Genomic DNA, 22,881 nt, shown 5'->3' on the forward strand with positions numbered 1-22,881 from the left:
TTAATACCAAGTTAAAGGAACTACCGAAGAACACCACGAAAAGGGACTTGACCAATCTCTGTGAATTTACATTGCACTGCGGCGTCAATATCAAGAATTTCTCGATGACGCGAAAAGACACTGCAATGAGAGCACAGTCGTGCCCCCATCGCAGTGTGTGAATTGATGGTTCGAAGTTGATTCCGATCCGGTCCTACGGTCTCCCTTGGTTGTGTGGCAGCAAGTTAAATCACTGACCCGAGGACTCAGTTACCTTCAATTGTTCGAAAGGTGAGGCCGGGATGCGGTTTTGGACCGAATGAGGTGGATTTGCGCGGGAGGCAGACCCCTGCAAGCGCGGCTGATTCGAGCTCCTCTCGCGTCGGCGGTGTCGTCAGCACGGCCACCCCACTGTTTTCTAGCACTCGTTGCACAGCTGATTGAGCGGTGTGCTCGTAGTTGATGGTCTCCGGATGGTCGGGGATCTTCCACAAGTCGTCGATTAGCGCATCGTGCAAAACCGCGAGATGCATGTGACGTAATGGGGCGGGAGAGTCCCGTTGCACTTGTTTTAAGTAGTCAGGGTGGGGGTCGGTGGCGATGTATGCCCCGTGGGAAGTCACGAGGACAAATGCAGGTCCGATGGTCGCCTGCTGGTTCAGGCTAGTGATCCAGTCGTCGACCCCGCCGGATAACGACTGTACTTTGAACCGAGTACGTGCCGCATCGAGGGCCTGACGGGGGTCTGCCGAGGGCAACACTCGGTGAATGGGAGAGAGCTGCATCGGACTTGTTTCAATATCGACGAGAAGAGCTGGAAAAAAGTCCCAGGCTCTTCCTTCTTTTGAGCGTTGAAGCTGTAGTGCGGCTGCGTGCCTGTGGTGGCCATCAGCAATATGTGCTGGTCTGGTGCGAAGTTCCTCGGTAATCGCTTCAATCCAGTGGCAGTCAGTGATGGGCCATAGTCGGTGCAACTGCCCATCGGCTGACAGGATTTCCATTGCTGGTTCCCTTGTCAGGGAATACCTGATGCAGCCAGTCGTGGAACCGTCACCAGAGAACCCGAGAAGTACGGGGTCAAGGTTCATCCCAGCGCCTTCCATGAGCTCGGCGATTGCATTGACTTTCTCAGGAATCACCTGCGTCGGCATCGCCGAAGTTCACGTTCGTCATTCGGCAGTCGAGGAACGTCGCTTGGGTGGCGTCCGCCTCGGCGAGGTTGAGCTCCGTGAACTCCATGCCTTCGAGGAATTCCTCTGAACCTATATCGCCGAGGAGGCCTTCCACCAGTTCGCCGAGGTTGAGCTTCGGTGGGCGCGGAGCTGTAGTGACCACGCGCCCACCCTATCCGCTGTGTGTGACACAGTCGGACCCTGCCCGACAGTCGTCTCCCCCACTAGACTGCAGGCATGAAGCCACTGACAACGATCCTGTCATTGCCCGTTGCCGACCCACAGGCCACCGCGAACTTCTACGCCGAAGGGCTCGGACTCGAAACCGACGGTGTGGAGGACGGCATCGTCGCCTTCGAACTGCCCAACCTCTCGATCTTCTTCATCACCGCAGACGAATACGGTCAATACCTTGAGCTCTCGGGGCAGCCGGGCTCGAAGAATCCGGTTCCAGGCGCCAGCATCATCTCGTGTGCGTTCACCACGCGTGCTGAGATCGATGAGGTGCTCGACCGTGCGGTTGCCGCCGGCGGATCAGCCGATCCGGGTCAAGACGTGGATGGGTCGTACATGGGCTACTTCGCTGACCTCGACGGCTACATCTGGGAACTCGTCGCCAACGAGCAGACCGCCAAGGCCGCCGGAACCAACTAGCCCCTCACATCCGCTGATTCCGCGCACTCTCGTAGATACACACACCGGCGGCGGTGCCGAGGTTGAGGCTTTCGGCCGAACCATAGATCGGCACAGCGACAGACGCATTACACAGCTCCAGATCCTCGGCGCTCATCCCCCAGGCCTCGTTTCCAAAAACCCACGCGGTCCGGGCGGTGAGATCAAGGCCTGTATCCCACGGGTGGTGAAGATCGTGGGCTTCGTCGTTCGCGTCGGCTGCGAGCACCTGCAGGCCGCGGGCACGGGCGAGTTCGGTCACCTCGGAGAGGCCGACTCCGGTGACGACGGGAATGTGGAAGAGCGAACCGGCGGTCGAGCGCACGGTCTTGTCGTTGTAGACATCGACCGACGATGACGTCAGCACCACGGCATCGGCGCCCGCGGCATCAGCCAGCCGGATGATCGTGCCGGCATTGCCCGGATCGCGCACCTGCGACAGGACGACCACGAGCTGCGCTCCCTTGTTGAGCACGGAGGTCAGCTCCACGTCGAGCGCCCTGCACACGGCCACGACACCCTGAGAGTTCACGGTCGATGCGAGCTCGGTGAGCACCTCGGGGGTGACGATGCTGCACTGCATGCGGCCGTGCTTCGCCTCGGAGACGAACGAGGGATGCTCCTCGGCGGCTTCCTCGGTGATGAACAGCTCAGCAACCGAGCCCTTGCGCGCCAGTGCCTCCCGCACGGCCTGCGGACCCTCGACGAGGAACTGCCCCGTGGCCTTGCGGTCGCGACGCTTGAGCAGCTTCGCGGCGTTCTTGATCCGCTTCGACTGAGGTGAGGAGATGACGTCAGGGAGTTTCATGAAACCGTGTTCTCGATCCGTTGAGTGCTGAAGTGCAAGAAGAAGGGGCTGAGGAGACAGGAGCCGATCCGGGGACCAGACGGGCCCCGACAGAACGACCGACGGCCCCGAACCTGAAGTTCGGGGCCGTCGTCGATCACCGAGGCGATCGGTCAGTCACTTAGGTGACAGGAGTCTTAAGAAGACGCTGCTCAGGCGGCGTCGGTCTTCGCTGCGTTGACATCAGCAGGAAGAGCATCCTTGGCAACCTTGACCAGGTGCGCGAAGGTGGCCGAGTCATTCACGGCGAGCTCGGCGAGCATACGACGGTCGACCTCGACTCCAGCGGCCTTGAGGCCCTGGATGAAACGGTTGTAGGTCATACCGTTGGCGCGGGCGCCGGCATTGATGCGCTGGATCCAGAGACGACGGAAGTCGCCCTTGCGCTTGCGACGGTCACGGTAGCTGTAGACCAGCGAGTGGATGACCTGTTCTTTGGCCTTGCGGTACAGGCGCGAACGCTGTCCCCGGTAGCCGCTTGCCCGGTCGAGGATGACCCGGCGCTTCTTGTGAGCGTTGACCGCTCTCTTCACACGTGCCACGTGTTACTCCTTTGAAAAGTTCGTATCTGCCGGCGGTGCCGGACTCTGGTTCAAGCTGTGGCAGCCGATGTCGGCTGCCCGTGGGAGTTCCCGGCTGATGCCCGGAAAGCGAAGCCCCGAAAGGGGTCTCACCTGCCCTTGAGCTTGCCCAGAAGCTTGCGGGCCTTGGCGCGGTCGCCGCCGACGATTTCCTGGTCGGTGGACACGCGGCGCTTACGAGCCGAGGTCTTGCCCTCGAACTTGTGCTGGTTGTTCACGCCTTCACGCATGATCTTGCCACTGCCAGTCACGCGCATGCGCTTCTTGGCGCTGCTGTTCGTCTTCTGCTTCGGCATAGTGCCGTTCTCCTTTGCAATTCGTTGCCGACGTCGACCGCCTGCAACTACTTCACACGCACAGTCCAGGACGGGCCTGGAACGCGACGTACTTAATTTCTCACGCGTCCGGGCGAGCTGAGTTCTTCTCAGCAGCAACCCGATCGCGACGGGACTTCACCTCAGCGGACTTGCCCTTGGCACCAGCTGATGCCTTCCGGGCCTCCGCCTTGGCGTCAGACTTTGACTTATGCGGGGCGATGACCATCACCATGTTGCGTCCGTCGACTCGCGGTGAGGATTCGACGGAGCCAAGGTCGGACACATCTTCGGCCAAGCGGTTGAGCAGCTTGATGCCCATCTCGGGGCGGGACTGCTCACGTCCGCGGAACATGATCATGACCTTGACCTTGTCGCCGCCTTCGAGGAAGCGGGTGACGTGGCCCTTCTTCGTCTCATAATCGTGTTCGTCGATCTTGAGACGGAAGCGGATCTCCTTCAGGGCAGTGTTCGCCTGGTTCTTCCGGGCTTCTCTGGCCTTCTGAGCAGATTCGTATTTGAATTTTCCGTAGTCCATGAGCTTGGCTACGGGTGGCTTCGCCTGCGGGGCTACCTCGACGAGGTCGAGGCCAGCTTCGCCGGCGAGATCGAGTGCCTTGCGAATGGCAACGATACCGACCTGTTCACCGTTGGGTCCGACCAACCGGACCTCGGGAACCCGAATCCGGTCATTGATGCGCGTCTCGCTGATGTGTTCACTCCTTTTGCTCAAATGTGGTCGTGACAACGAAAAAGGCTCCCGTTGACACATGCCAAGGGAGCCTGCACACACGAGCAATACGGTAGACGTACGTTCGGTGAATACACCTCGATCTGCACCCGATCAGATTATGCCTGACGGACAGATCTTTGGACCCGATCACTCTTCGCGATCAAGGTGGGAGACAGACTCCGCTTCGCACCAGCTACCAGTGTACTACGCTTCATGACTCTTCGCACATCGGGGCCCTGGTGTGATCGCCGCATTGATTTATATGTCAAGCTTATGGCATGAGTTCTGAAGAATCTGTTCCCGCCGAGGCGATCGCCGACGTTACGCGCGACATCGCCGAGGTCCCCGCTGTCGAGGTCATCACCTCCAGCGCCGTCCACCTCATGTCCGCCGCCGCCGTCAAGTGCGGCCTGGCCGAGGACACCGCCGAAGGCCACGGCGCCGACCTCCAGGACCTCGATGAGGCCCGCAAGCTCATCACCGCGCTGGCCGGCTTCGTCACCGGTGCCGCCACCGTGATCGGCGACCACCACGCCCGCCCGCTGCGCGATGGACTCCGCAGCCTGCAGCTGGCCTTCCGCGAGGCCTCGGAGATTCCCGACTCCCCCGGCGAAGGCCCCGGAGAGAAGTTCACCGGCCCCGTCCGCTGACACATCCATCACCGAGGCGGCCCCCGACTATTTGTCGGGGGCCGCCTTCGTCTGTGGTTCAGCCGATCGCCGGGGCAGATGACCTACCAGGTCCGCCGAATCTCCGGCGCAGCGTCTCGGCTACGAGGTGACTCCTAAGGCGAAGCATTGGTGACGGATCAGGGGTCCTCACCTAATCGCTCCGCCTGCGCTTTGACTCCGCGGAGGCGACGATCCCATCCGTGGGCGACGATTCCGAGCAGATCGGATACTTTGCGGATCTGCGACGGACTCACCGAGTGTACGCGGCGGGATGATCGGGTCGCCGAACTCACGATTCCTCCGCTCTCGAGAATCCGCAGCTGCTTGGCAACGGCCTGTCGGCTCAGCCCGAGATCTCGCGCCACGGCGCCGGCGTCGTCGGGCGACTGGGACAGCCGAACCAGGATGCGGCGTCTCGTGTGGTCGGCCAGCGCCTTGAAGACGAGATCCGCCTCGTCCGACAGCAATCTGTCCTGAACGGAGTCGTCTGCAGAACTCATCTCGCCGACACGGCGAGTCCCCTCGCCACCGCGAGCTCTTCGACCCAGCCTTCGGCATTCTCCTCAAATCGCCGGCGTCGCTCGGCGGCATCGTCGCTGAGCCGGGCGAACCCACTCTCACGGACGGTGAGCAGGACGCCCTGGCCCTCTGGTTCGATGGTGAAAACGATCGTGTTGCTGGGAAAGTCGTCCAATGATCCGGGCGTCCCGCCGAGCCAGCGGAAGACGGCACGACGAGGCGGATCGAGCTCCTCCGTGCCGATGGTGAATTCGCCGACGTTCGGGTCAATCACCCGAGAGACACCGTCCTCAGAGCTGATGTCATGCTCGGTGTGGCTGCCGTCATTGATGAACCAGCCGGGTTCGCTGATGATGTCCCACACCGTTTGTGCGTCGGCGTCGATGTGGATGCTGCGGACGATCTCGTCGGGCACATCATCCGCAGTGGTGGGTACGTCGTCCTCGGTCACGATGGTTCCTCTCGTCGGTGAGATCGGCACTGGGCCGCGTTGGCGACGACTCTATCTCGCACCCCGCCAAAGTGCAACCATTCAGTTGCACCCTCGTTCATCGATCGGCCGCCGATTCCCACCCCGCCTCGCAGTTCATTCGCCGAGGCTGCCGATGACTCCGCGCATGAGTTCACCCTCGATTTCGTCGAATCCCGGACCGAATTGGCCGAAGCGAAGACCGTTGATCAGACCGATGACAGCGACCCAGATGGTCACGGTTCTCATGATGACCGCATCGGAGTAGTCGAGGCCGAGCTCCTCGAGGCCGTCGCGCAGCGGCGCAAGTGCTCTCTCAGGACCCTGAGTCACCGAACCGGTCTTGCCCGACTGGGGCACGGATGCCCGTTCCGACGCTCGATCATCCTCTGCCACCAGCTGCGCGAGCGCGACCATGATCCGCGTTCCCGGGACCACGGTCTCCTCTCGCGGAGCCTCATAGTCAGCGATCGGGGTGCCGTAGATGAGCGCCCACCGATTCGGGTGCGCGCGCGACCATTCGAGCATGGTCAGCGCGAGGGCCTCCACGCTCCGCTCCCCCGCCAGCGCTTCATCGACGGCATCGGCGATCTGCGTGAAGGCATCGCGGATGAGAATGGTCAGCAGCTCATCACGGCTCTTCACATAGCGGTAGACCGCGCTGGAGACGACCCCGAGCTCTCGCGCGATCGCCCGCAGCGACAGCCCGTCGACTCCGTCGTCGTCGACCATCCGGTTGCCGATCGCGGTGATCTGGGCTTCCGTCTCGATTCGGGCTCGCTGTCGTGGAGTCGTCTCTGTCATGACTTCACCCTACGATCCGAGAGCAAAGATAACAATAGTGAGCACTGCTCTTGCATTGTCAATGCATGCGGCCTACGCTGAATTCCGAGAGCACCGCTCTCGTTTACCGCGTGGAGAGATCGAGAAGGGATCCGTCATGAAAACAGCACTCGTCATCGGCAATGGTCAAATCGGGTCGGAGATCGCGGCGCAGCTCATCGCGTCAGGCACAGATGTCCGCATCGCCACCCGCTCAGGCAGCGGTCCATCCAGCACTCCCACCCACCTCAAGGCCGATGCGAGTGATCGCGCCCAGCTGGCCGAGGCCGTTGCCGGAGTCGATGCGATCTTCGCCTGCGCCCATGCCGCGTACGACAGCCGCAAATGGGAGCAGATCCTCCCCCGCCTCGATGCGGCGGTCCTCGACACGGCGGCCGAACTCGACATTCCTGTGGTCTTCCCGGAGTCGGTCTATGCCTTCGCCGGCCTCGACTCCCCAATCACCGAAGACTCCCCTTTCGCCCCGGTCGAGAACAAAGGACGGATCCGGCAGCGGTTGATCGAAGCACGGGACACCCATCCGGCGACCTGTGCAAGCGTCATCGCCGGGGACCTGCTCGGCAGAACTGCCGAGAAGTGGTCGTCGGTAGTGCGCATGTGCATCACGGACCCGATCGGTCAGGGTCGACGGGTCTATGTGCCCGCACGCACGGACGTGCCGCATGGCATCACCGTCATCGCCGACCACGCGACCGCCATGATCCAAGCAGCCAACGATCTGCAAGACGTCCCCGCGGGGACGCACCAGCTGCGGATCGCCCCGGCGTCGAACCCGACCCTGGCCGAGATCGCCGATTTCACCGCAAATACCCTCGGGCAGAAGCACAAGCGTCCGACCACGGTGCCGCGCTGGGCGACCCGTGCTGCAGGAGTGTTCGAACGCTCTTTCTACGAGCTCAACGCTCTGGCACCGATCTGGTACGAACCCTGCGTCATCTCCTCCAGCGAGTTGGCAGAGAAGGTCGGCACGACCGACTGGCGGGAGGGCGTGCAGCAGATGCTCTGAGGCTCAAAGGTCGCGAATGGCCTCTGTTCCAACAGTAGTCCGCAGAACTGCATCGTCGTTTCCAGTTTCTGTCACCGATCGGGTTGGGGCTCAGTCATGAAAGTCGTCCGGCTCCGCTGGGATGCGCTTCGCCATGAGACAGAACTTGTTGCCGTCCGGATCCGCGAGAACATGCCAGCTTCCTGATGGCACGACATCAGTCTTCGTCGCACCCAAAGCCACAAGTCTTTCGAGCTCGTCCGCCTGGCTGCGGTCAGTCGGACAAAGGTCGAGATGCAGACTGTTGTCCCCAAACGAATCGCTCGATCGTTCGAAGAGAATCGTCGGTGCATTCGACGCTCCGCAGATCGCGACTCCGGTTTCGTCTGCGGCCGTCACCTCGTATCCCAGTGCTTGGCACCAGAATCGGCTCAACCGAGCCGGGTCCGGGGTTTTGACGATCAGATCGCTGATTCGACTCACCATGGTCAACCGAAACTCACAGCCGGATCCCGTTGCCCGGACCCAAAGGCAGGTCGAAGACGAACCAGATCGTCAGCAGCACGGCCCAGGCCAGCCAGAACGGGATGACGAACGGGAACATCCGCGAGATCACCGTTCCCAGTCCGGCATTGGGCTCGTAGCGGCGGACGAGGCCGAGGAGGACGATCATGTACGGGTTGAGCGGGGTGATGACCTGGGTGGCCGAGTCCCCGACGCGGAACCCGGCCTGGATGAACGCCGGTTCGTAGCCGAGCAGGGCGAAGAGCGGAACGAACACCGCGGCCATGAGCGTCCACATCGACGAGCCGGAGATGATGAACAGGTTGAGCACACTGGCCAGGAGCATGAACCCGATGACTGCCGCGAGCCCGGTCAGGCCGATCGCCTCAAGCCCCGAGGCTCCGGCGACGGCGATCCACGAACCGATCCCCGTCCAGTTGAACAGGGCGATGAACTGGCCGAGGATGAACGCGAGGATGAGGAAGGACATCATGTCGATGATCGACTGGCTCATCATCCTCACCAGATCGTTCATCGAACGCACGGTGCGCACGACGAAGCCGTAGACGACGCCCATGAGCATGAAGTAGGCGAAGACGATGAAGACGATCGACGACAGCAGCGGTGACTTCGGGAGGAATCCGCCGTCCTCATTGCGCCACGGCGAGGCCGGGAGGAGGAATGCGACGAGGAACACCGCGGTGAGGACGAGCGCCGCGACGACCGCCCAGATCAGCCCCTTCTTCTCCTCCGGCTCGAGTTCCGCTTTGATCCCGGTGGTCTCGGAATCATGGGACTCACCCGAGGACTGCTCCTCTGATGTCGCCGAGGCGTCCCCATAGGGGCTGTCGGGAGCCCGGTATTCCCGCGCCAAGCCGCTGCCCGAGGCGCTCGCATACTCACGCGGCACGCCCTTGCGCACCATGTTCGGTTCGATGAGGCGGTCGATGATGAAGCCGGCGATGATCGCCAGCACGATCGACGAGGCGATGTTGAAGTAGTAGTTCGATACCGGGTTGACCGCGGTGTAGTCGGTGTTCGGCAGGGTCTCCATCACCGAGGTGGTGATCCCGGCGAACAGTGCGTCGAGGCTCGTGGGGACGATCGAGGTCGAATAGCCGGCACCGGTGGCGGCGAACCCGCCGATGAGGCCGGCCATCGGGTGCCGTCCCGCGGCTTTGAACACGAGAGCGGCCAGGGGCGGGATGATGACGAACGCGGAATCGGCCATGATCGAGCCGACGACGCCGACGAAACCGACGACATAGGGCAGCAGCCACTTCGGGCTCTTGCCGAACGCGATGCGCACGGCGGCGGCCAGCATCCCCGACTTCTCGGCGACGCCGACAGCCAGAAGGATCGGCAGCACGGTCGCCAGCGGCGGGAACCCGATGTAGTTCTCCCCCATCGTCGTCGTCAGCCATGCCAGACCTTCACCGGTGAACAGACCCTTGATCGCCACGGTGTCCTCGGTGCCGGGGATGGACACGGAGACACCGGCCAGGGCCATGGCTGTGGAGACGAGCCCGGTGAGGATGAACAGCCCGAGGAACAGGGTGAACGGTTCGGGCAGCTTGTTGCCGATGCGTTCGATCCAATCGAGCGTTCTCTGGCCGAAGCCGACTCTGCCGTTTGTCGTCGTTGACATGATCAGTCCTTCTTCTCGATCGAAAGGGCTCGATGGTGAGCTGCGCGCGGTGACGCGGCGAGTTCAGTCGAAGAAGTGTTCGACATCGATCGCTCCGCCCTCGCGGTCGAACTCTGCGGTCACCTCGGCGGCGAGGGCATCGTCGACGAGGAAATCCAGGGCGGTGCATGCAAGGCCGTAGGCCCCGTCGAGCGCCGCGGTTTCGGCGGCAGGGGTCCTGGCGGCTGCGGCGAATTCACGGGTGTGCAGGGCCACCTCGGCGTCGGCGGTCTTGATGAGCGGATGGATGCCGGGAATCCGGTAGGAGACATTGCCGAAGTCCGTGGATGCAGCGATCGATTCGTCGAGCACTCCGGCGGGAAGCGGTTGGCGACCGCGCGCCTGTTCGTGTTCGGCCCAACGGGCGGTCAGCGTCGAATTCGTACGCACGGGCAGCGACGGCGGATGTTCGTCCCAGTCGACGGTGACGCCGGTGCCGGTCATGAGCGCGGCACCCTTCGCCGCGTCCTCGACCCGGTCGGAGAGCTCTTTGAGCGTCTCAGGGAACTTCGAACGGACGTAGCACTGCACGGTGGCGGTTTCGGTGATGATCGACGGCCTCGTTCCGCCGTCAGTGATGACCGCGTGCAGGCGGGAGATCGGCGGCATCTGCTGCCGCATCAGGCCGAGCCCCTGGTAGAAGAGGTTCGCCGCGTCGAGGGCGTTGCGCCCCATGAAAGGCTGCGCCGAGGCGTGGGCGGCGACTCCTGAGTATGTGACCTTGAGCAGGCGGCGTCCCAGCCACACTTGGTCGGCGCAGTCGTATCCGTAGCCGTGGACCATGATGGCCGCGTCGATGCCGTCGAAGGCGCCGGCCCGGGCCAAGACCTCTTTGCCCGAATGGCCTTCTTCGGCCGGGGTGCCCAGCAGCACGACGGTGCCCGGCACGGCGTCGGGGTCTTTCTCGTACAAGGCGTGGAGGGCGAGGAAGGCACCGACTCCGGCGGTGGCGATGATGTTGTGTCCGCACGCATGCCCGATCTCGGGCAGGGCATCGTATTCGGCGAGGATCGCGATCGTGCGACCGTGACCGGATCCCGTCGTCGCCCGCAGCGTGGTCTTCACACCGTAGAGGCCTGTCTCGACGTCGACTCCATGATTCTCCAGCACCGAGGCGATCGCAGCGACCGAATCGAACTCTTCGAATGCTGTCTCTGCGAGATCATGGATGGTGTGGAGCAGGCCCGTAAGGTCGCCTTCCGCGGCGTCGAGGCCTGCGGCGATTCCGGACCGGCTCGTCTCCGGGGCTCCGGTGAAAGCGGAGGCCCACGCGGCGGCCTGCTCGGCCCGAGCCGGAGTCTGTCTGGCCATCTCGTCGAGGTAGCTGTCGTCCGGTGCGGTCGAGTGGCCGAGGTCACGGATTTCGCTCATGGGTCACAAGCATAGGTGCCCTGCCGATCTGACACGCCCGGAGCAGTCAGGTTACCGCTTCGGAGCCTCAGCCTTCGACGAGGCGGATGGCCAGAGAGTCGATCTTCGCGACGAGGTCCTCGTCGCCGGCGACGGCTTCCTGGAACCGGCGCACTTCCTCCGGCGGCACTTCGGACTCGACGCCGAGTGTGATGCCGAGCTCCGGCCCACCGAGGTGGACACTGTTGCTGCCGGGGCTCACACCGATCCGAGCCAGCCACGGGAAGGACTCGGCGATGGCACGCAGACGCTGGGCCACCTCGGCGTCGGCCCAGGACGGAGTCCAGGGCTGGGACTGCACGAACGCGAACATGGCCGGGCGGCGCAGCAGGAACGAGGACTCGGCCCCGGGGTCGAGGACGACGAGCTGGGATTCGGCCTCGATCGCCCCGAGGACGAGCCGTTCGGACTCGATCGGCACGGGACGGGCGTCGGAATGCCACGCCGTCAACGGTGGGATTCCCGAGAATCCGGGGGTGCACTCGCGGCCGTCCTCGGCTTGGAGGCGGACCATCGCCATCTCCGAGGAGTTGTCGGCCATGAGCCCGTTGTCTCCGACCTCGTGATCGACGACCATCGGCACGATCGGGGCATAGAGCCTGGCCCCGGACAGGGCCGTGACGACCTGCTGGTGTGCGGCCGAATCCAGGGGTGTCTGAGCGACCTGGGTCAGGGCCTCCAGCAGGGCTGCATCCGCCAGCCCGGTGTCCCCGGAGAACGGGTTGGGTTTGAGATCCCGGCCCTCCCACGCCTGCCCGGCGGAATCCGCCGGAGCGTGGGAGTCGCCTACCCGGGCATCAGACGCGGCGGACCGGGGATCGCCCGGCCCATGCGGCTGGCCCGGATCGTGCGAGTGCGTGCTCACAGACTCACCGTCCTGCGACGTCGAGGGCTTCTTCCAGAGTGAACTTGCCGGCGTAGAGTGCCTTGCCCACGATCGCCGAGTCGACGCCGAAGGGCACGAGCTCACGGAGGGCTCGCAGGTCGTCGAGGCTCGAGACTCCGCCGGAGGCGACGATCGGAGAGTCCGTCTTCTGCGCGAGGTTCTTGAGCAGGTCGACATTGGGACCCTGCAGGGTGCCGTCCTTGCGCACATCGGTGACGACGTAGCGGGAGCAGCCTGCGGCTTCCAGGGTGGCGAGAACTTCGTAGAGGTCGCCGCCGTCCTTCGTCCAACCGCGGGCGGCCAAGGTGGTTCCGCGCACATCGAGGCCGATGGCGACCTGATCGCCGAAGCGCGAGATCATCTCGGCCGTCCACTCGGGGTTCTCCAGGGCGGCGGTACCGATGTTGACGCGCTCGGCTCCGGTGTCCAGTGCGCGTTCGAGGCTTTCAGTGTCACGGATGCCACCGGACAGTTCGACCTTGATCCCCACAGCCTTGACGACCTGGTTGAGCAGATCCGAGTTCGATCCGCGCCCGAAGGCGGCATCGAGGTCGACGAGGTGGATCCATTCGGCGCCGCGGTTCTCGAAGTCCTGAGCGGCGTCGATGGGTGAACCGTAGTCGGTTTCGGTTCCGGCTTCGCCCTGGACGAGGCGGACGGCCTTGCCGTCGGCGACGTCAACGGCGGGGAGGAGGACCAGCTTGTTCGAACTGTCTGTCATTGTGACCTTTCTGCCAGGGTGCCACGGGGTTTGAGGCGACCATAGTCGGTGTGCTCGGTCAGGAGCTGAGTGAGTCTGTGGGGTTGGTGCCGGAGTTGCCGGAACCGCTGCCCGGGCTGCTGTCGGCGGCGAACGAGGCGAGCCAGTTGCGCAGGAGCCTGGCGCCAGCCTCGGCGGATTTCTCGGGATGGAACTGTGCTGCCCAGGTGGTTCCATCTTCGACAGCGGCGATGAAGTCATTGCCGTGGCGGGCAGTCGTCACCGTTGCGTTCGCCGGCGGCTTCGTCGCAGCGTAGGAGTGGACGAAGTAGAAGCGTTCGCCCCCGATGCCCTCGAACATGGCCGAGTCTGCTGGAGCGTTGACCTTCGACCATCCCATATGCGGGATGACCGGCGCTTCGAGGCCGGTGACGGCTCCGGGCCACAGACCGATGCCCTCGGTCTTGACTCCGTGTTCGACGCCGCGGGCGAAGAACACCTGGAGGCCGACGCAGATGCCGAGCAACGGTCGCCCCTGTTCGTGACGTGCCCGGATGAGGTCGACTCCCCCGACGTTCTCCAGTCCGGCCATCACGGCCGAAAACGCGCCGACGCCGGGGACCAGCAGTCCGTCGGAGTCGTTGATGACATCGTGATCGGCCGTGAGCGTGACCTCGGCACCGGCCGCGGCGACCGCACGCACGGCGGAGCGGACATTACCGGCTCCGTAGTCGAGGACGGCGACCGTCGTCATCGCTTCGCCCCCTTGCTCAGCACCGACCAGATCCTCCACAGGGAGAACCCGAGGACTATGACGCCGAGTGCGGCGACGACCCAGGCGATGGTGTTCCCGCCCAGGGCCAGGGCGATGCCGAAGGCGGTGACGAGTCCGGCGAGCACGGCGGCGATGATCCACAGCAGTGCCGTGCGTGCCATGGCGGCCCGGCCCGGGCTCATCATGGCCGCACTGGCCTGCAGCTTCGTCATCGAATCGGTTCTGATGCTGCCTTCGATGTCGTCTGCGGCAACGGTTTCGAGCAGCAGACCCTCGAGGACATCGGGGAGGTTCTTCAGTGCCAGTCCGGCCGGCACATCGGATTCGCGGGCGCCGTGGCGGAAGTGGCCGGCGTCGATCTGCTCTTCGCTGCGCACGAGGAGGAGGACCTCGTGTTTGCCCGCGAGCTTCGAGATCGCTGCGGCCGCCTCGTTGCCGGCTTTGACATCGGTGTCGGCGAGCACGATGCCGCTGAACTCGCCGATCGGCACGATGGTGCCGGAGATGTTCGACAGCACGCAGGCGGCGGCCAGCTGCTGGGCGACCCCGAAGGGGGTCACGATGACGGTCGTGCTCACAGGACTCCCTTGGTGCTGGGAACGGAGTTGCTCCGTGGGTCGGTCTCAACAGCCTGCCGCAGCGCGCGGGCGAAGGCCTTGAATTCGGCTTCGACGATGTGGTGCGGGTCGCGGCCGCGAACCAGGTCGAGGTGGACGGTCAGGCCGCCGTTGAAGGCGATGGATTCCAGCGAGTGGGAGGTCATCGAACCGGTGAAGTGACCGCCGATGAGGTGGTACTGCTGGCCTTCGGGTTCGCCTTCGTGGACGAAGTAGGGGCGACCGGAGACGTCGACGACGCACTGGGCCAATGCCTCGTCCAGCGGCACGGCAGCGAAGCCGTAGCGGCGGATGCCGACCTTGTCGCCGAGTGCTTCGCGAATGGTCTGGCCGAGCACGATGGAGGTGTCTTCGACGGTGTGGTGGACGTCGATGTGGGTGTCGCCGGTGGCGGTGATGTCGAGGTCGATCATCGAGTGCTTCGACAGGGCGGTGAGCATATGGTCGAAGAACGGCACGCTCGTGGAGATGGTCGAGGTGCCGGTGCCGTCGAGGTTGACGGACACGGACACCGTGGACTCGGAGGTCGTGCGTGAGTTCTGGGCCTGCCTCATGAAGTGCCTTTCGTCGGGGCGGCTGATGACGGAGTCGGAGACTGCGGACGGTTCGCGAGGGTGTCAGGGTCGTCGGCGAGGATCTCGTCGATGGCGGTCAGAAACGCTTCGGTCTCTGCCTCGGTGCCGGCGTTGACACGGGCGTGGCCGGTGATGCCGATATCGCGGATGAGGATTCCGCGATCGAGCAGCTTCTGCCACAGCTCGGCCGGGGAGGCGATGTTGCCGAAGAGGACGAAGTTCGAATCGCTGTCGTGGACAGTGAAGCCCACCTCGGCGAGGTGGCTCGATATGCGATTGCGCGAGTCGATGAGTCGGTCGACGTTGCCCAGCAGCAGCTCCGTGTGTTCGAGCGCCGTGCAGGCGAGCACCTGAGTGACCTCGGACAGGTGGTACGGCAGGCGGACGAGGCGGAGGACGTCGATGAGCTCGGGGGCGGCGATGGCGTAGCCCAAGCGCAGTCCGGCACAGGCGAAGGCCTTGCTCATGGTCCGGGAGACGACGAGGCGGGGCCGGCCCCCGAGCAGAGTCATCGCCGAGGATTTGGCGGGGCGGGAGAATTCCGCATATGCCTCATCGACGATGACGATCCCTGCGCAGTTGTCGTAGGCGGCTTCGATGACGTCGAGGCCGATCGAGGTGCCGGTCGGATTGTTCGGGGTGCACAGGAAGACGATGTCCGGATTCGCCCGCGCCACTTCGGCGGCGACCGTCTCGGCATCGAGAGTGAAGTCGTCCCTGCGTTCGACGTGCTGCCATTCGGCACCCGTGCCCGTGGTGATGAGCGGGTGCATCGAATAGGAGGGAGTGAACCCCAGGACCGTGCGGCCCGGTCCGCCGAAGGCCTGGACGATATGGCTGAGCACTTCGTTCGAACCGTTGGCGGCCCAGACCATGGAGGGGTCGAGGTCGACGGAGTCCCCCGCACGTTCGTTCACACCGTCCAAATAGGTGACGAGATGTTCGCGCAGTGCGGTGAATTCGCGATCGGGATATCGATTGAGTCCGGCGAAGTGATCGTCGACGGCGGCGCGCATGCTGTCGACGACGACATCCGGAAGCGGATAGGCGTTCTCGTTGACGTTGAGCTGGACCGGGACATTGAGGTGCGGAGCCCCGTACGGCTTGAGGCCGACGAGGTCTGAACGCACTGGCAGAGAGTCGATGTTTCCCACGGCGATCATTCTACCGAGAGGCCCCCGCCGCCCGGGCGGCGGGTCGGGCATCGAGATCCGCCGGTCGGCTCACCCGATCGAACGGGTCAGCGCGCTGACGGTCGGGCCTGCACCCTGCCGGTCGAGCAGGGTTCGACCTCAGCGGACGGGGACGTCGAGGGTCTGGCCGGGGTGAACGGTCGGGGTGTCCAGGTGGTTGATCTCGACGATGTCGGCCACGACATCACGGGTGTCGCGGTCGATGCCGAGACTCGTCGCCACGGTCCACAGCGATTCGCCTTCACCGACGACGACCGCCTCGGCATCGATGCCGATGCTCTCCGTCTCCGATTCGGCGACGGCAGCGGCCGAGAACGACTGGGTGGCGAGGAGGACCGCTCCGCCGATGACGACGAGAGCGACGAGCAGGGTCCGGAGAAGGCGCACAGCCTGGCGTCCACGAGTGGTCAGGCGCAGCTCGGTGTTCTGTGCAGACATCGCATTACCTCTTTCATTCGTACGATTCCACCAGTAATCGGTAGAACGTCTGTTCTATTCAACATGCCAATCGAACAAATGTCCAGTCCGACTCGAACATCTATGCGACAATGAGAGGGAACCAGGGTTGTTGATTGATCTGTCAGAACCATCTCAGTCGGCACTGACACGAGAATCTTCGAAGCGGAGATGACGGCGTTCAGCGGCAGGGAATAGAACGAAGGGGAACGAGCAGTGGTTCAGAACAAACGAGGCAGAGGCAGGCCTCGCAACGAAGATGTTGCCACCGAGATCGCTGCCGCTCGCAGCGACGACGACGTGGTCCAGATCCCTGAGGGGTCGTCCGGTGAGGGCGATTTCCGCCTCACTCCCCGCCAGCGTCTCGTCCTCGAGACCATCGAACGCGCTGTCGTGGCCAACGGCTACCCGCCGAGCATGCGCGAGATCGGCAAAGCCGCCGGACTGGCGTCCCTCTCCAGCGTCGCCCACCAGCTCTCCCAGCTCGAACGCCTCGGCTATGTCCGCCGCGACCCGAAGCGCCCGCGTGCCATCGAAGTGGTCAATCCGTTCGAAGAGGAAGAGGCCGAGCGCGCGAAGTACGAGGAGCTGGCCAACAACACCGTGCAGGTCCCGGTCGTCGGACGCATCGCCGCCGGCGGCCCGATCCTGGCCGAGCAGGAGGTCGACGATGTCTTCTCACTGCCGACGCAGGTCGTCGGCTCCGGTGAGATGTTCCTGCTCAAGGTCGTCGGCGATTCGATGATCGAAGCCGCCATCTGCCACGACGACTGGGTGGTCGTGCGCAAGCAGCACACCGCCGACAACGGTCAGATCGTCGCCGCCCTCCTCGACGGCGAGGCCACGGTGAAGACGCTCAAGCGCAAGGCCGGTCAGCAGTGGCTGATGCCGCAGAACGAGAACTACGAACCCATCGACGGCACCTACGCACAGATCATGGGTCTCGTCGTCGCCGTCATCCGCCGCCTCTAGATCCTCGGGCCCGCCTTCGAACTGAGAAGCGCTCGCGACCACGGTTGGTCGCGGGCGCTTCTGCGTCATCCGGCGGAGCTCAGCACCGTCTGCCTCACGTCTCGTCGGTTTCGGCCAGCCGGGCCAAACTTGTGCGGACGAGACCGGAGTTCGTCGTCGGCCACATCCTCGGCATCGAGTTGACGAGGAAGCCGGCATACCGGGCCGAGCGCAGCCGCGAGTCGAGCACGGCCACCACTCCCCTGTCCTTGGTCGACCGGATGAGGCGGCCGGCCCCCTGTGCCAGCCGCAGGGCGGCATGCGTGGCCGATACTGCCATGAATCCGTTGACTCCCCGCTGGTCGGCATCGCGTGCCCGCGCCTGGATGAGCGGGTCGTCGGGGCGCGGGAACGGCAGACGATCGATGATCACCAGTCGGTTCGTCCGTCCCGGCACATCGACTCCCTGCCATAGAGACATGGTCCCGAACAGGCAGGACTGATCATCGGCGGTGAACTGGGAGACCAGCGCCGGCAGGCCGTCGTCGCCTTGAAGCAGAATCGGGAAGTCGAACTTCGTCCGCAGGTGTTCGGCCGCCGCATTGGCCCCCGCCCGCGAGGAGAACAGTCCCAGTGCCCCGCCGTTCGAGGATTCGACGAGTTCTTCGAGTTCGGTGAGCGCTTCCTCGCTCAGTCCGCTGCGGCCGGGTTTGGGCAGATGGGAGGCGACATAGAGGATGCCCTGCTTGCCGTAGTCGAAGGGTGATCCGACATCGAGGCAGTCCCACTTCGGTGCGTCGGGTCCGAAGAGTCCCAATGAGGCGGCCACCGCGTCGAAGTTCCCTCCCAGGGACAGGGTCGCCGAGGTGGCCACGACCGTCGATTCCTCGAAGATCCCATTGCGCATGGTGCCGGCCACGCTCAAGGGTGCGACGACGAGGTTCGTCGTCTCCTTCTCTCTGAACGTCGACCGGGAGAGCCAGATGACGTCGTTCTTACCCGGGTCGCAGAAGCGTTCGGCGAGTTCGAAGACCTCCTGACAGCGCGCCTTGGCCATCTGCCGTCCGGCATCGGCGTCGTCGGTCTTGCCGCCGATGTCGTTGATGACCTGGCGGGCGGAGTCGCGGATCTGCGCCAGGGCTAATCCGAGCGCCTCGCTCATATGCAGGATGAGTCCCTCGGGCACCGAGGTCTGGGCGCGTTCGAGGGCCGCCGCGGCGGAATCGAGCAGCGAGACGACCCCGTCCTGGACCGTGGTGTGTTTGCGCACGGAGCTCGTCGCCGCCGAGAGCATGCTCGTGTTGATCTGCCCGGACAGGGCGCTGGTCACCCGATCCTTGAGCTCGTGGGCCTCGTCGATGATGATGACATCGTGTTCGGGCAGCACGTTCGACTCCCCGAAGGCGTCGATGGCCAGCAGGGCATGGTTCGTCACGACGATATCGGCTTCGGCGGCTTTGTTCCGGGCGATTTCGGCGAAGCATTCGGTGAACAGCGGGCAGTTCGATCCGAGGCAGTCGAAGGCGTTGACGGACACCTGTGACCAGGCGCGATCGCTGACACCGGCTAGGAGGTCGTCACGGTCGCCGGTGTCGGTGGTCTTCTCCCAGGTGCGGATCCGCTGGATCTCCTCGCCCAAGCCCGAACGTTCGGTGGGTTTGCGTCCCGCCTCGGCGTCGGCCCCGAGGTCGAAGAGCATGCCCTCACCCTCGTCCGGGTATCCGCCGGCGAGCTTGTGCTTGCACACATAGTTCCGCCGCCCCTTGAGCAGTGCCGCTCGGGGCAGCGGGTCGAGATCCTTCTTCACGGCCTTGAACAGCCGGGGCAGGTCGCGGTGGATGATCTGCGTCTGCAGGGCCAGGGTCGCCGTGGACACGACGACCTTCCCGCCGGTGCGGGTGACGTATTCGGCCGCCGGGACGAGGTACGCCAGGGATTTGCCGGTGCCGGTCCCTGCCTGCACGAGCAGGTGGATTCCCTTGTCCAGCGACGAGGCGACCGCCTGCGCCATCTCCTGCTGACCCTCGCGTGGCGATCCGCCGATGGCGCCGACAGCGGATTCGAGGAGGTTCTCGACTGCTTTCACTCGTCGATGACCAGGTCCGGACGTTGGAATTCGCGCAGTTCGTCGACGAGTTCGGTCGGCACCTTCGCCTGCAGGCTGGTGCCCTCCGTGCCGTGCGATTCGTGCTCGACCGTGCCGAGGGCGTAGATCTTCGACACGAGGTCACCGCGTTCATAGGGAATGAGCACGGTCATGTCGATGTCCGGGACGGGAAGGCGGTTCTCGATGGCCTCGATGAGGTCGTCGATCCCTTCCTTCGAGACGGCGGAGACGAACTGGGCGTCGGGGTACTCCGCGCGCAGGCCGGTGATCACGGCCTCCTCGGCGATATCGGCCTTGTTGAACACGAGGAGTTCGGGAATGTCCCCGGTCTCCACGTCCCCCAGCACATTGCGCACGGCCTGGATCTGCCCGTGAGGATCCGGGTGGGAAGCGTCGACGACGTGGAGGAGCAGATCCGAACCGGAGGCCTCCTCCAGAGTCGAGCGGAAGGCCTCGACGAGCTGGTGGGGCAGATTGCGCACGAATCCGACGGTGTCGGTGTAGGTGAAGACGATGCCGTCGGCGGTCTTGGCCTGCCTGACGGTCGGATCGAGGGTGGCGAACAGGGCGTTCTGCACCATCACCTCGGCGTCGGTGAGCAGGTTGAGCAGGGAGGACTTGCCCGCGTTCGTGTAGCCGACGATCGCGACGGAGGGTACGTGGTGGCGGGCGCGGTTCTTCCGCTTGGTCTCCCGGGAGGGCGCCATGGCGTTGATCTCGCGGCGCAGCTTCGACATTCGCGCACGGATGCGGCGACGGTCGAGTTCGATCTTCGTCTCACCGGGTCCGCGGGAGCCGATTCCGGCTCCGCCGGCAACACGACCGCCGGCCTGCCGGGACAGGGACTCACCCCAACCGCGCAGACGCGGCAGGAGATATTCGAGTTGGGCGAGTTCGACCTGGGCCTTGCCTTCGCGGGATTTCGCGTGCTGGGCGAAGATGTCGAGGATGAGCGCGACGCGGTCGACGACCTTGACCTTGATGACGTCCTCGAGTCCGCGCCGCTGGCTGGGAGCGAGTTCGGAGTCGATGATCACGGTGTCGGCGCCGACGGAGGCGACGACTTCGGCGAGCTCGGCGGCCTTGCCCTTGCCGAGGAAGGTGCCGGGATCCGGCTTGTCGCGGCGCTGGATGAGCGCGTCGAGGACGTCGGAACCGGCGGTTTCGGCCAGCGCGGCGAGTTCGCGGATCGAGTTCTCGGCTTCGGCCTGGGTGGTGTTCCAGATGCCGGCGAGGACGACGCGTTCGAGGCGGACCTGACGGTATTCGACCTCTGTGATGTCTTCGAGTTCGGTCGACAGTCCGGCCACGCGGGTGAGCGCGGCGCGCTCGGCGAGGTCGAACTGGTCATCCTCGTGGGTGGTGTCGTGATCGTCGAGGGCTTGGGCGCCTCGGGAGAGCACACGGTCGAGCATCGCGTTGCGACGCTCATTGTCTTCAGACGTCATTCATTCCTTTGTTCTCTGCCGTCGGCACGGGACTTCTCGTGCCGACGTCGTCATGCCTCGCACCGGTCGTAGCGGTGCGCACCGACGGTGGTGTCCATCAATTCTCCCACAGCCGTCTACACTGAAACGGTGTCCGAGCACTATTTCACCGAATCGCCGAGCAGCGAGGCCAAGTCGCGGGAACTCAACCTCGATCTGGCCGGCCGCGCCGTCACCGTCGAAACCGTATCCGGCACGTTCTCGCCCACCCGCCTCGACCTCGGCACGGCTGTGCTGCTGCGGCACCTGCCGCAGCCGCCGGCCGGCGATATCCTCGACCTCGGCTGCGGGTGGGGTCCGATCGCCCTGCACACGGCCTTGGACGCCCAGGACGCCGAGGTGGCTGTGCGAGTGTGGGCACTCGACGTCAACTCCCGGTCCCTGGAGACCACCGCGGCGAATGCGCGCAGGCTGGGTCTCGATACGATCAACACCGTCACCGCCGCCGATGTTCCCGCCGACCTGCAGTTCGCCGCGATCCGGTCGAATCCCCCGATCCGCATCGGCAAGGAGGCGCTGCATGAGCTCTTGGAGACCTGGTTGCCGCGTCTGGCGCCGGGCGGTCGCGCCGATCTAGTCGTGTCGAAGAACCTCGGTGGCGATTCCCTGCAGAAGTGGATCGCCGGGATGCTCGGTGACGGCTTCGAGGTCGTGCGCACGGGATCGTCGAAGGGCTTCCGGGTGCTCACGGTCGAGCGCGGGTGAGCTCAGCTGATCGTGCCGCTGGCGACGAGGACCGCGGGTCCGGCGAGGCTGACGCGTCCGCTCGTTCCTTCGGCATCGGGTTCGATTTCGATGCGCAGCTGACCTCCGGGAACGTCCACTCTCCACTGCAGAGGTGACTTCTCGCCGGCCCAGTGGTGGGCTGCGATCGCGGCCGCGCAGGCACCGGTGCCGCAGGAGCGTGTCTCACCGACGCCGCGTTCGAACACGCGCATCCGCAGGGCGCCTTCTCCCCCGGCCACATCGGCTCGGGCGGGCTCCATGACGATGTATTCGACATTCGAACCCTGTGCGGGCACGGGGTCGAGGACGGGGGCATCACGCAGGTCGGCGGCGGCGAGTTCGGAGTTCTCGGCCAGGGCGACGACGGTGTGCGGATTGCCGGTGGACACGCGCAGTCCGGGGCGGGCGACCTCGATGCCGCCGGTGGTCACGAGCACGCTGCTTGACGGGTCGAGTGACCATTCCCCCATGTCGATCGTGTACCAGGAGTCGCTGGCGGATCCGGGTCCGGGCGTGCCGGTGTCGACGACGTCGTCTCCGGTCTGGACGCCGAGGGCCGGGTTGAGGGTGGTGCGCACGGTTTTGATTCCGTCGCGCGTGCCGACGAGAATATCGCGGCCCTCGGCGGGGACGCGGCCGCTGGCCACGAGCCCGTGGGCGAAGACGCGTACGCCGTTGCCGCACATCTCGGAGAGGCTGCCGTCGCTGTTGTAGTAGTCCATGAACCATTCGGCACCGGCGTCGGCCTGTTCGGCGGCTCCCGGGATGCCGCTGGCGGCGGAGCGGACGATGCGGATGATGCCGTCGGCGCCGAGTCCGGCCCGACGGTCGGCGAGCGTGGCGACGGCTTCGGAATGCATCTCCAGCCTGCTGTCGTCGTCGGAGAGCAGAACGAAGTCGTTCTGGGTGCCGTGTCCCTTGACGAAGGTGACATCGGACCAGGCGGCGAACGGAGTATCCGGAGTGCTCATGACTCCATCCTATCGGGGACGGTCCAGGCAGGTCTTCAGTGCCCGTTCAGG

Annotated in this window: 27 protein-coding genes; 5 read left to right on the forward strand and 22 right to left on the reverse strand. The window is 64.6% G+C overall.

Annotation, left to right across the window (positions count from 1 at the left end; genetic code table 11):
- Positions 1–245: 245 nt before the first annotated feature.
- Both ACTIIH_RS07305 and ACTIIH_RS07310 read right to left on the reverse strand, forming a co-directional pair.
- Complete coding sequence (locus ACTIIH_RS07305; RefSeq protein ID WP_441451278.1) at positions 246–1,130, reverse strand: DUF1015 family protein; 885 nt, start codon at positions 1,128–1,130, stop codon at positions 246–248.
- Complete coding sequence (locus ACTIIH_RS07310) at positions 1,108–1,314, reverse strand: pentapeptide repeat-containing protein (protein WP_441451279.1); 207 nt, start codon at positions 1,312–1,314, stop codon at positions 1,108–1,110. Before ACTIIH_RS07310 ends, ACTIIH_RS07305 begins: the two co-directional genes overlap by 23 nt.
- A gap of 74 nt (positions 1,315–1,388) precedes the next feature.
- Between ACTIIH_RS07310 and ACTIIH_RS07315 the strand changes: the two genes are divergently transcribed.
- Complete coding sequence (locus ACTIIH_RS07315) at positions 1,389–1,805, forward strand: VOC family protein (protein ID WP_025779791.1); 417 nt, start codon at positions 1,389–1,391, stop codon at positions 1,803–1,805.
- A 4-nt stretch (positions 1,806–1,809) separates the two neighbouring features.
- Here the strand turns inward: ACTIIH_RS07315 and ACTIIH_RS07320 are convergent, their stop codons facing one another.
- The 4 genes from ACTIIH_RS07320 to infC form a co-directional block, all read right to left on the reverse strand.
- The gene (locus ACTIIH_RS07320) at positions 1,810–2,631 is read right to left on the reverse strand and encodes a TrmH family RNA methyltransferase (protein ID WP_441451280.1); all 822 of its coding nucleotides are present in this window, start codon (positions 2,629–2,631) and stop codon (positions 1,810–1,812) included.
- 191 nt (positions 2,632–2,822) lie between these two features.
- On the reverse strand, positions 2,823–3,212 hold the full coding sequence (rplT, locus tag ACTIIH_RS07325) for a 50S ribosomal protein L20 (RefSeq protein WP_025779787.1): 390 nt from the start codon (positions 3,210–3,212) through the stop codon (positions 2,823–2,825).
- A gap of 128 nt (positions 3,213–3,340) precedes the next feature.
- Entirely contained in the window at positions 3,341–3,547 is a 207-nt protein-coding gene (rpmI, locus tag ACTIIH_RS07330) for a 50S ribosomal protein L35 (RefSeq protein ID WP_025779785.1), read from the reverse strand.
- Between the two features lie 100 nt (positions 3,548–3,647).
- Positions 3,648–4,298: a translation initiation factor IF-3 gene (gene infC, locus ACTIIH_RS07335; RefSeq protein ID WP_228281253.1), complete on the reverse strand. Its 651-nt coding sequence runs from the start codon at positions 4,296–4,298 to the stop codon at positions 3,648–3,650.
- Between the two features lie 278 nt (positions 4,299–4,576).
- Here infC and ACTIIH_RS07340 point away from each other — a divergent pair, with 278 nt between their 5' ends.
- The gene (locus ACTIIH_RS07340; protein WP_441451281.1) at positions 4,577–4,948 is read left to right on the forward strand and encodes a DUF1844 domain-containing protein; all 372 of its coding nucleotides are present in this window, start codon (positions 4,577–4,579) and stop codon (positions 4,946–4,948) included.
- 158 nt (positions 4,949–5,106) lie between these two features.
- Here the strand turns inward: ACTIIH_RS07340 and ACTIIH_RS07345 are convergent, their stop codons facing one another.
- From ACTIIH_RS07345 to ACTIIH_RS07355, 3 genes are all read right to left on the reverse strand, one after another.
- Positions 5,107–5,469 carry an ArsR/SmtB family transcription factor gene (locus tag ACTIIH_RS07345; protein ID WP_441451282.1) on the reverse strand — a complete coding sequence of 121 codons (363 nt, stop codon included), beginning with the start codon at positions 5,467–5,469 and terminating at the stop codon, positions 5,107–5,109.
- On the reverse strand, positions 5,466–5,939 hold the full coding sequence (locus ACTIIH_RS07350) for an SRPBCC domain-containing protein (RefSeq protein WP_441451283.1): 474 nt from the start codon (positions 5,937–5,939) through the stop codon (positions 5,466–5,468). The genes ACTIIH_RS07345 and ACTIIH_RS07350 overlap by 4 nt, the downstream gene beginning before the upstream one ends.
- Before the next feature lie 135 nt (positions 5,940–6,074).
- Positions 6,075–6,761, reverse strand: coding sequence for a TetR/AcrR family transcriptional regulator (locus ACTIIH_RS07355; RefSeq protein WP_441451284.1), 687 nt, complete (start codon positions 6,759–6,761; stop codon positions 6,075–6,077).
- 136 nt (positions 6,762–6,897) lie between these two features.
- Between ACTIIH_RS07355 and ACTIIH_RS07360 the strand changes: the two genes are divergently transcribed.
- The gene (locus tag ACTIIH_RS07360; RefSeq protein WP_441451285.1) at positions 6,898–7,806 is read left to right on the forward strand and encodes an NAD-dependent epimerase/dehydratase family protein; all 909 of its coding nucleotides are present in this window, start codon (positions 6,898–6,900) and stop codon (positions 7,804–7,806) included.
- A 90-nt stretch (positions 7,807–7,896) separates the two neighbouring features.
- Here the strand turns inward: ACTIIH_RS07360 and ACTIIH_RS07365 are convergent, their stop codons facing one another.
- The 10 genes from ACTIIH_RS07365 to ACTIIH_RS07410 form a co-directional block, all read right to left on the reverse strand.
- Positions 7,897–8,271 (reverse strand): VOC family protein, encoded by a 375-nt coding sequence (locus tag ACTIIH_RS07365; protein ID WP_441451314.1) that lies wholly within the window; start codon positions 8,269–8,271, stop codon positions 7,897–7,899.
- Positions 8,272–8,284: 13 nt separating this feature from the next.
- Positions 8,285–9,937, reverse strand: a complete 1,653-nt coding sequence (locus ACTIIH_RS07370; protein WP_441451286.1) for an AbgT family transporter — start codon at positions 9,935–9,937, stop codon at positions 8,285–8,287.
- Positions 9,938–10,000: 63 nt separating this feature from the next.
- Positions 10,001–11,347, reverse strand: coding sequence for a M20 family metallopeptidase (locus tag ACTIIH_RS07375; RefSeq protein ID WP_441451287.1), 1,347 nt, complete (start codon positions 11,345–11,347; stop codon positions 10,001–10,003).
- Between the two features lie 67 nt (positions 11,348–11,414).
- Positions 11,415–12,251 carry an SseB family protein gene (locus ACTIIH_RS07380; RefSeq protein ID WP_441451288.1) on the reverse strand — a complete coding sequence of 279 codons (837 nt, stop codon included), beginning with the start codon at positions 12,249–12,251 and terminating at the stop codon, positions 11,415–11,417.
- Positions 12,252–12,255: 4 nt separating this feature from the next.
- Complete coding sequence (gene priA / locus ACTIIH_RS07385; protein WP_441451289.1) at positions 12,256–12,993, reverse strand: bifunctional 1-(5-phosphoribosyl)-5-((5-phosphoribosylamino)methylideneamino)imidazole-4-carboxamide isomerase/phosphoribosylanthranilate isomerase PriA; 738 nt, start codon at positions 12,991–12,993, stop codon at positions 12,256–12,258.
- A 58-nt stretch (positions 12,994–13,051) separates the two neighbouring features.
- Positions 13,052–13,726, reverse strand: coding sequence for an imidazole glycerol phosphate synthase subunit HisH (gene hisH / locus ACTIIH_RS07390; protein WP_441451290.1), 675 nt, complete (start codon positions 13,724–13,726; stop codon positions 13,052–13,054).
- Positions 13,723–14,325: a hypothetical protein gene (locus tag ACTIIH_RS07395; protein WP_441451291.1), complete on the reverse strand. Its 603-nt coding sequence runs from the start codon at positions 14,323–14,325 to the stop codon at positions 13,723–13,725. Before ACTIIH_RS07395 ends, hisH begins: the two co-directional genes overlap by 4 nt.
- A complete protein-coding gene (gene hisB / locus ACTIIH_RS07400; RefSeq protein WP_101553729.1) occupies positions 14,322–14,918 on the reverse strand; it encodes an imidazoleglycerol-phosphate dehydratase HisB in 597 nt (198 codons plus the stop codon). Before hisB ends, ACTIIH_RS07395 begins: the two co-directional genes overlap by 4 nt.
- Entirely contained in the window at positions 14,915–16,093 is a 1,179-nt protein-coding gene (locus ACTIIH_RS07405; protein WP_441451292.1) for a histidinol-phosphate transaminase, read from the reverse strand. Before ACTIIH_RS07405 ends, hisB begins: the two co-directional genes overlap by 4 nt.
- A gap of 138 nt (positions 16,094–16,231) precedes the next feature.
- Complete coding sequence (locus tag ACTIIH_RS07410; protein WP_025779760.1) at positions 16,232–16,570, reverse strand: LysM peptidoglycan-binding domain-containing protein; 339 nt, start codon at positions 16,568–16,570, stop codon at positions 16,232–16,234.
- 234 nt (positions 16,571–16,804) lie between these two features.
- Here ACTIIH_RS07410 and lexA point away from each other — a divergent pair, with 234 nt between their 5' ends.
- Positions 16,805–17,560, forward strand: coding sequence for a transcriptional repressor LexA (gene lexA, locus ACTIIH_RS07415; RefSeq protein ID WP_025779759.1), 756 nt, complete (start codon positions 16,805–16,807; stop codon positions 17,558–17,560).
- 94 nt (positions 17,561–17,654) lie between these two features.
- On the opposite strand, the gene ACTIIH_RS07420 is transcribed toward lexA, so the two are convergent.
- A complete protein-coding gene (locus ACTIIH_RS07420; protein ID WP_441451293.1) occupies positions 17,655–19,625 on the reverse strand; it encodes an ATP-dependent DNA helicase in 1,971 nt (656 codons plus the stop codon).
- Positions 19,622–21,094, reverse strand: coding sequence for a GTPase HflX (gene hflX, locus ACTIIH_RS07425; RefSeq protein ID WP_441451294.1), 1,473 nt, complete (start codon positions 21,092–21,094; stop codon positions 19,622–19,624). Before hflX ends, ACTIIH_RS07420 begins: the two co-directional genes overlap by 4 nt.
- Before the next feature lie 129 nt (positions 21,095–21,223).
- Between hflX and ACTIIH_RS07430 the strand changes: the two genes are divergently transcribed.
- Positions 21,224–21,838: a class I SAM-dependent methyltransferase gene (locus ACTIIH_RS07430; protein ID WP_441451295.1), complete on the forward strand. Its 615-nt coding sequence runs from the start codon at positions 21,224–21,226 to the stop codon at positions 21,836–21,838.
- A 2-nt stretch (positions 21,839–21,840) separates the two neighbouring features.
- On the opposite strand, the gene dapF is transcribed toward ACTIIH_RS07430, so the two are convergent.
- A complete protein-coding gene (dapF, locus tag ACTIIH_RS07435; protein ID WP_441451296.1) occupies positions 21,841–22,830 on the reverse strand; it encodes a diaminopimelate epimerase in 990 nt (329 codons plus the stop codon).
- Positions 22,831–22,881: the final 51 nt, after the last annotated feature.

The organism is Brevibacterium sp. (assembly GCF_052105255.1).
In the GTDB taxonomy this organism is placed as follows: domain Bacteria; phylum Actinomycetota; class Actinomycetes; order Actinomycetales; family Brevibacteriaceae; genus Brevibacterium; species Brevibacterium linens_B.

Coding starts and splice junctions, on each gene's coding strand:
- rpmI (WP_025779785.1), bottom strand. CDS start 3,547: ATGCCGAAGCAGAAGACGAACAGCAGCGCCAAGAAGCGCATGCGCGTG.
- ACTIIH_RS07340 (WP_441451281.1), top strand. CDS start 4,577: ATGAGTTCTGAAGAATCTGTTCCCGCCGAGGCGATCGCCGACGTTACG.
- ACTIIH_RS07370 (WP_441451286.1), bottom strand. CDS start 9,937: ATGTCAACGACGACAAACGGCAGAGTCGGCTTCGGCCAGAGAACGCTC.
- ACTIIH_RS07375 (WP_441451287.1), bottom strand. CDS start 11,347: ATGAGCGAAATCCGTGACCTCGGCCACTCGACCGCACCGGACGACAGC.
- dapF (WP_441451296.1), bottom strand. CDS start 22,830: ATGAGCACTCCGGATACTCCGTTCGCCGCCTGGTCCGATGTCACCTTC.
- ACTIIH_RS07365 (WP_441451314.1), bottom strand. CDS start 8,271: ATGGTGAGTCGAATCAGCGATCTGATCGTCAAAACCCCGGACCCGGCT.
- hflX (WP_441451294.1), bottom strand. CDS start 21,094: ATGACGTCTGAAGACAATGAGCGTCGCAACGCGATGCTCGACCGTGTG.
- hisB (WP_101553729.1), bottom strand. CDS start 14,918: ATGAGGCAGGCCCAGAACTCACGCACGACCTCCGAGTCCACGGTGTCC.
- ACTIIH_RS07305 (WP_441451278.1), bottom strand. CDS start 1,130: ATGCCGACGCAGGTGATTCCTGAGAAAGTCAATGCAATCGCCGAGCTC.
- ACTIIH_RS07315 (WP_025779791.1), top strand. CDS start 1,389: ATGAAGCCACTGACAACGATCCTGTCATTGCCCGTTGCCGACCCACAG.
- ACTIIH_RS07410 (WP_025779760.1), bottom strand. CDS start 16,570: ATGTCTGCACAGAACACCGAGCTGCGCCTGACCACTCGTGGACGCCAG.
- ACTIIH_RS07355 (WP_441451284.1), bottom strand. CDS start 6,761: ATGACAGAGACGACTCCACGACAGCGAGCCCGAATCGAGACGGAAGCC.
- ACTIIH_RS07345 (WP_441451282.1), bottom strand. CDS start 5,469: ATGAGTTCTGCAGACGACTCCGTTCAGGACAGATTGCTGTCGGACGAG.
- ACTIIH_RS07360 (WP_441451285.1), top strand. CDS start 6,898: ATGAAAACAGCACTCGTCATCGGCAATGGTCAAATCGGGTCGGAGATC.
- hisH (WP_441451290.1), bottom strand. CDS start 13,726: ATGACGACGGTCGCCGTCCTCGACTACGGAGCCGGTAATGTCCGCTCC.
- ACTIIH_RS07320 (WP_441451280.1), bottom strand. CDS start 2,631: ATGAAACTCCCTGACGTCATCTCCTCACCTCAGTCGAAGCGGATCAAG.
- priA (WP_441451289.1), bottom strand. CDS start 12,993: ATGACAGACAGTTCGAACAAGCTGGTCCTCCTCCCCGCCGTTGACGTC.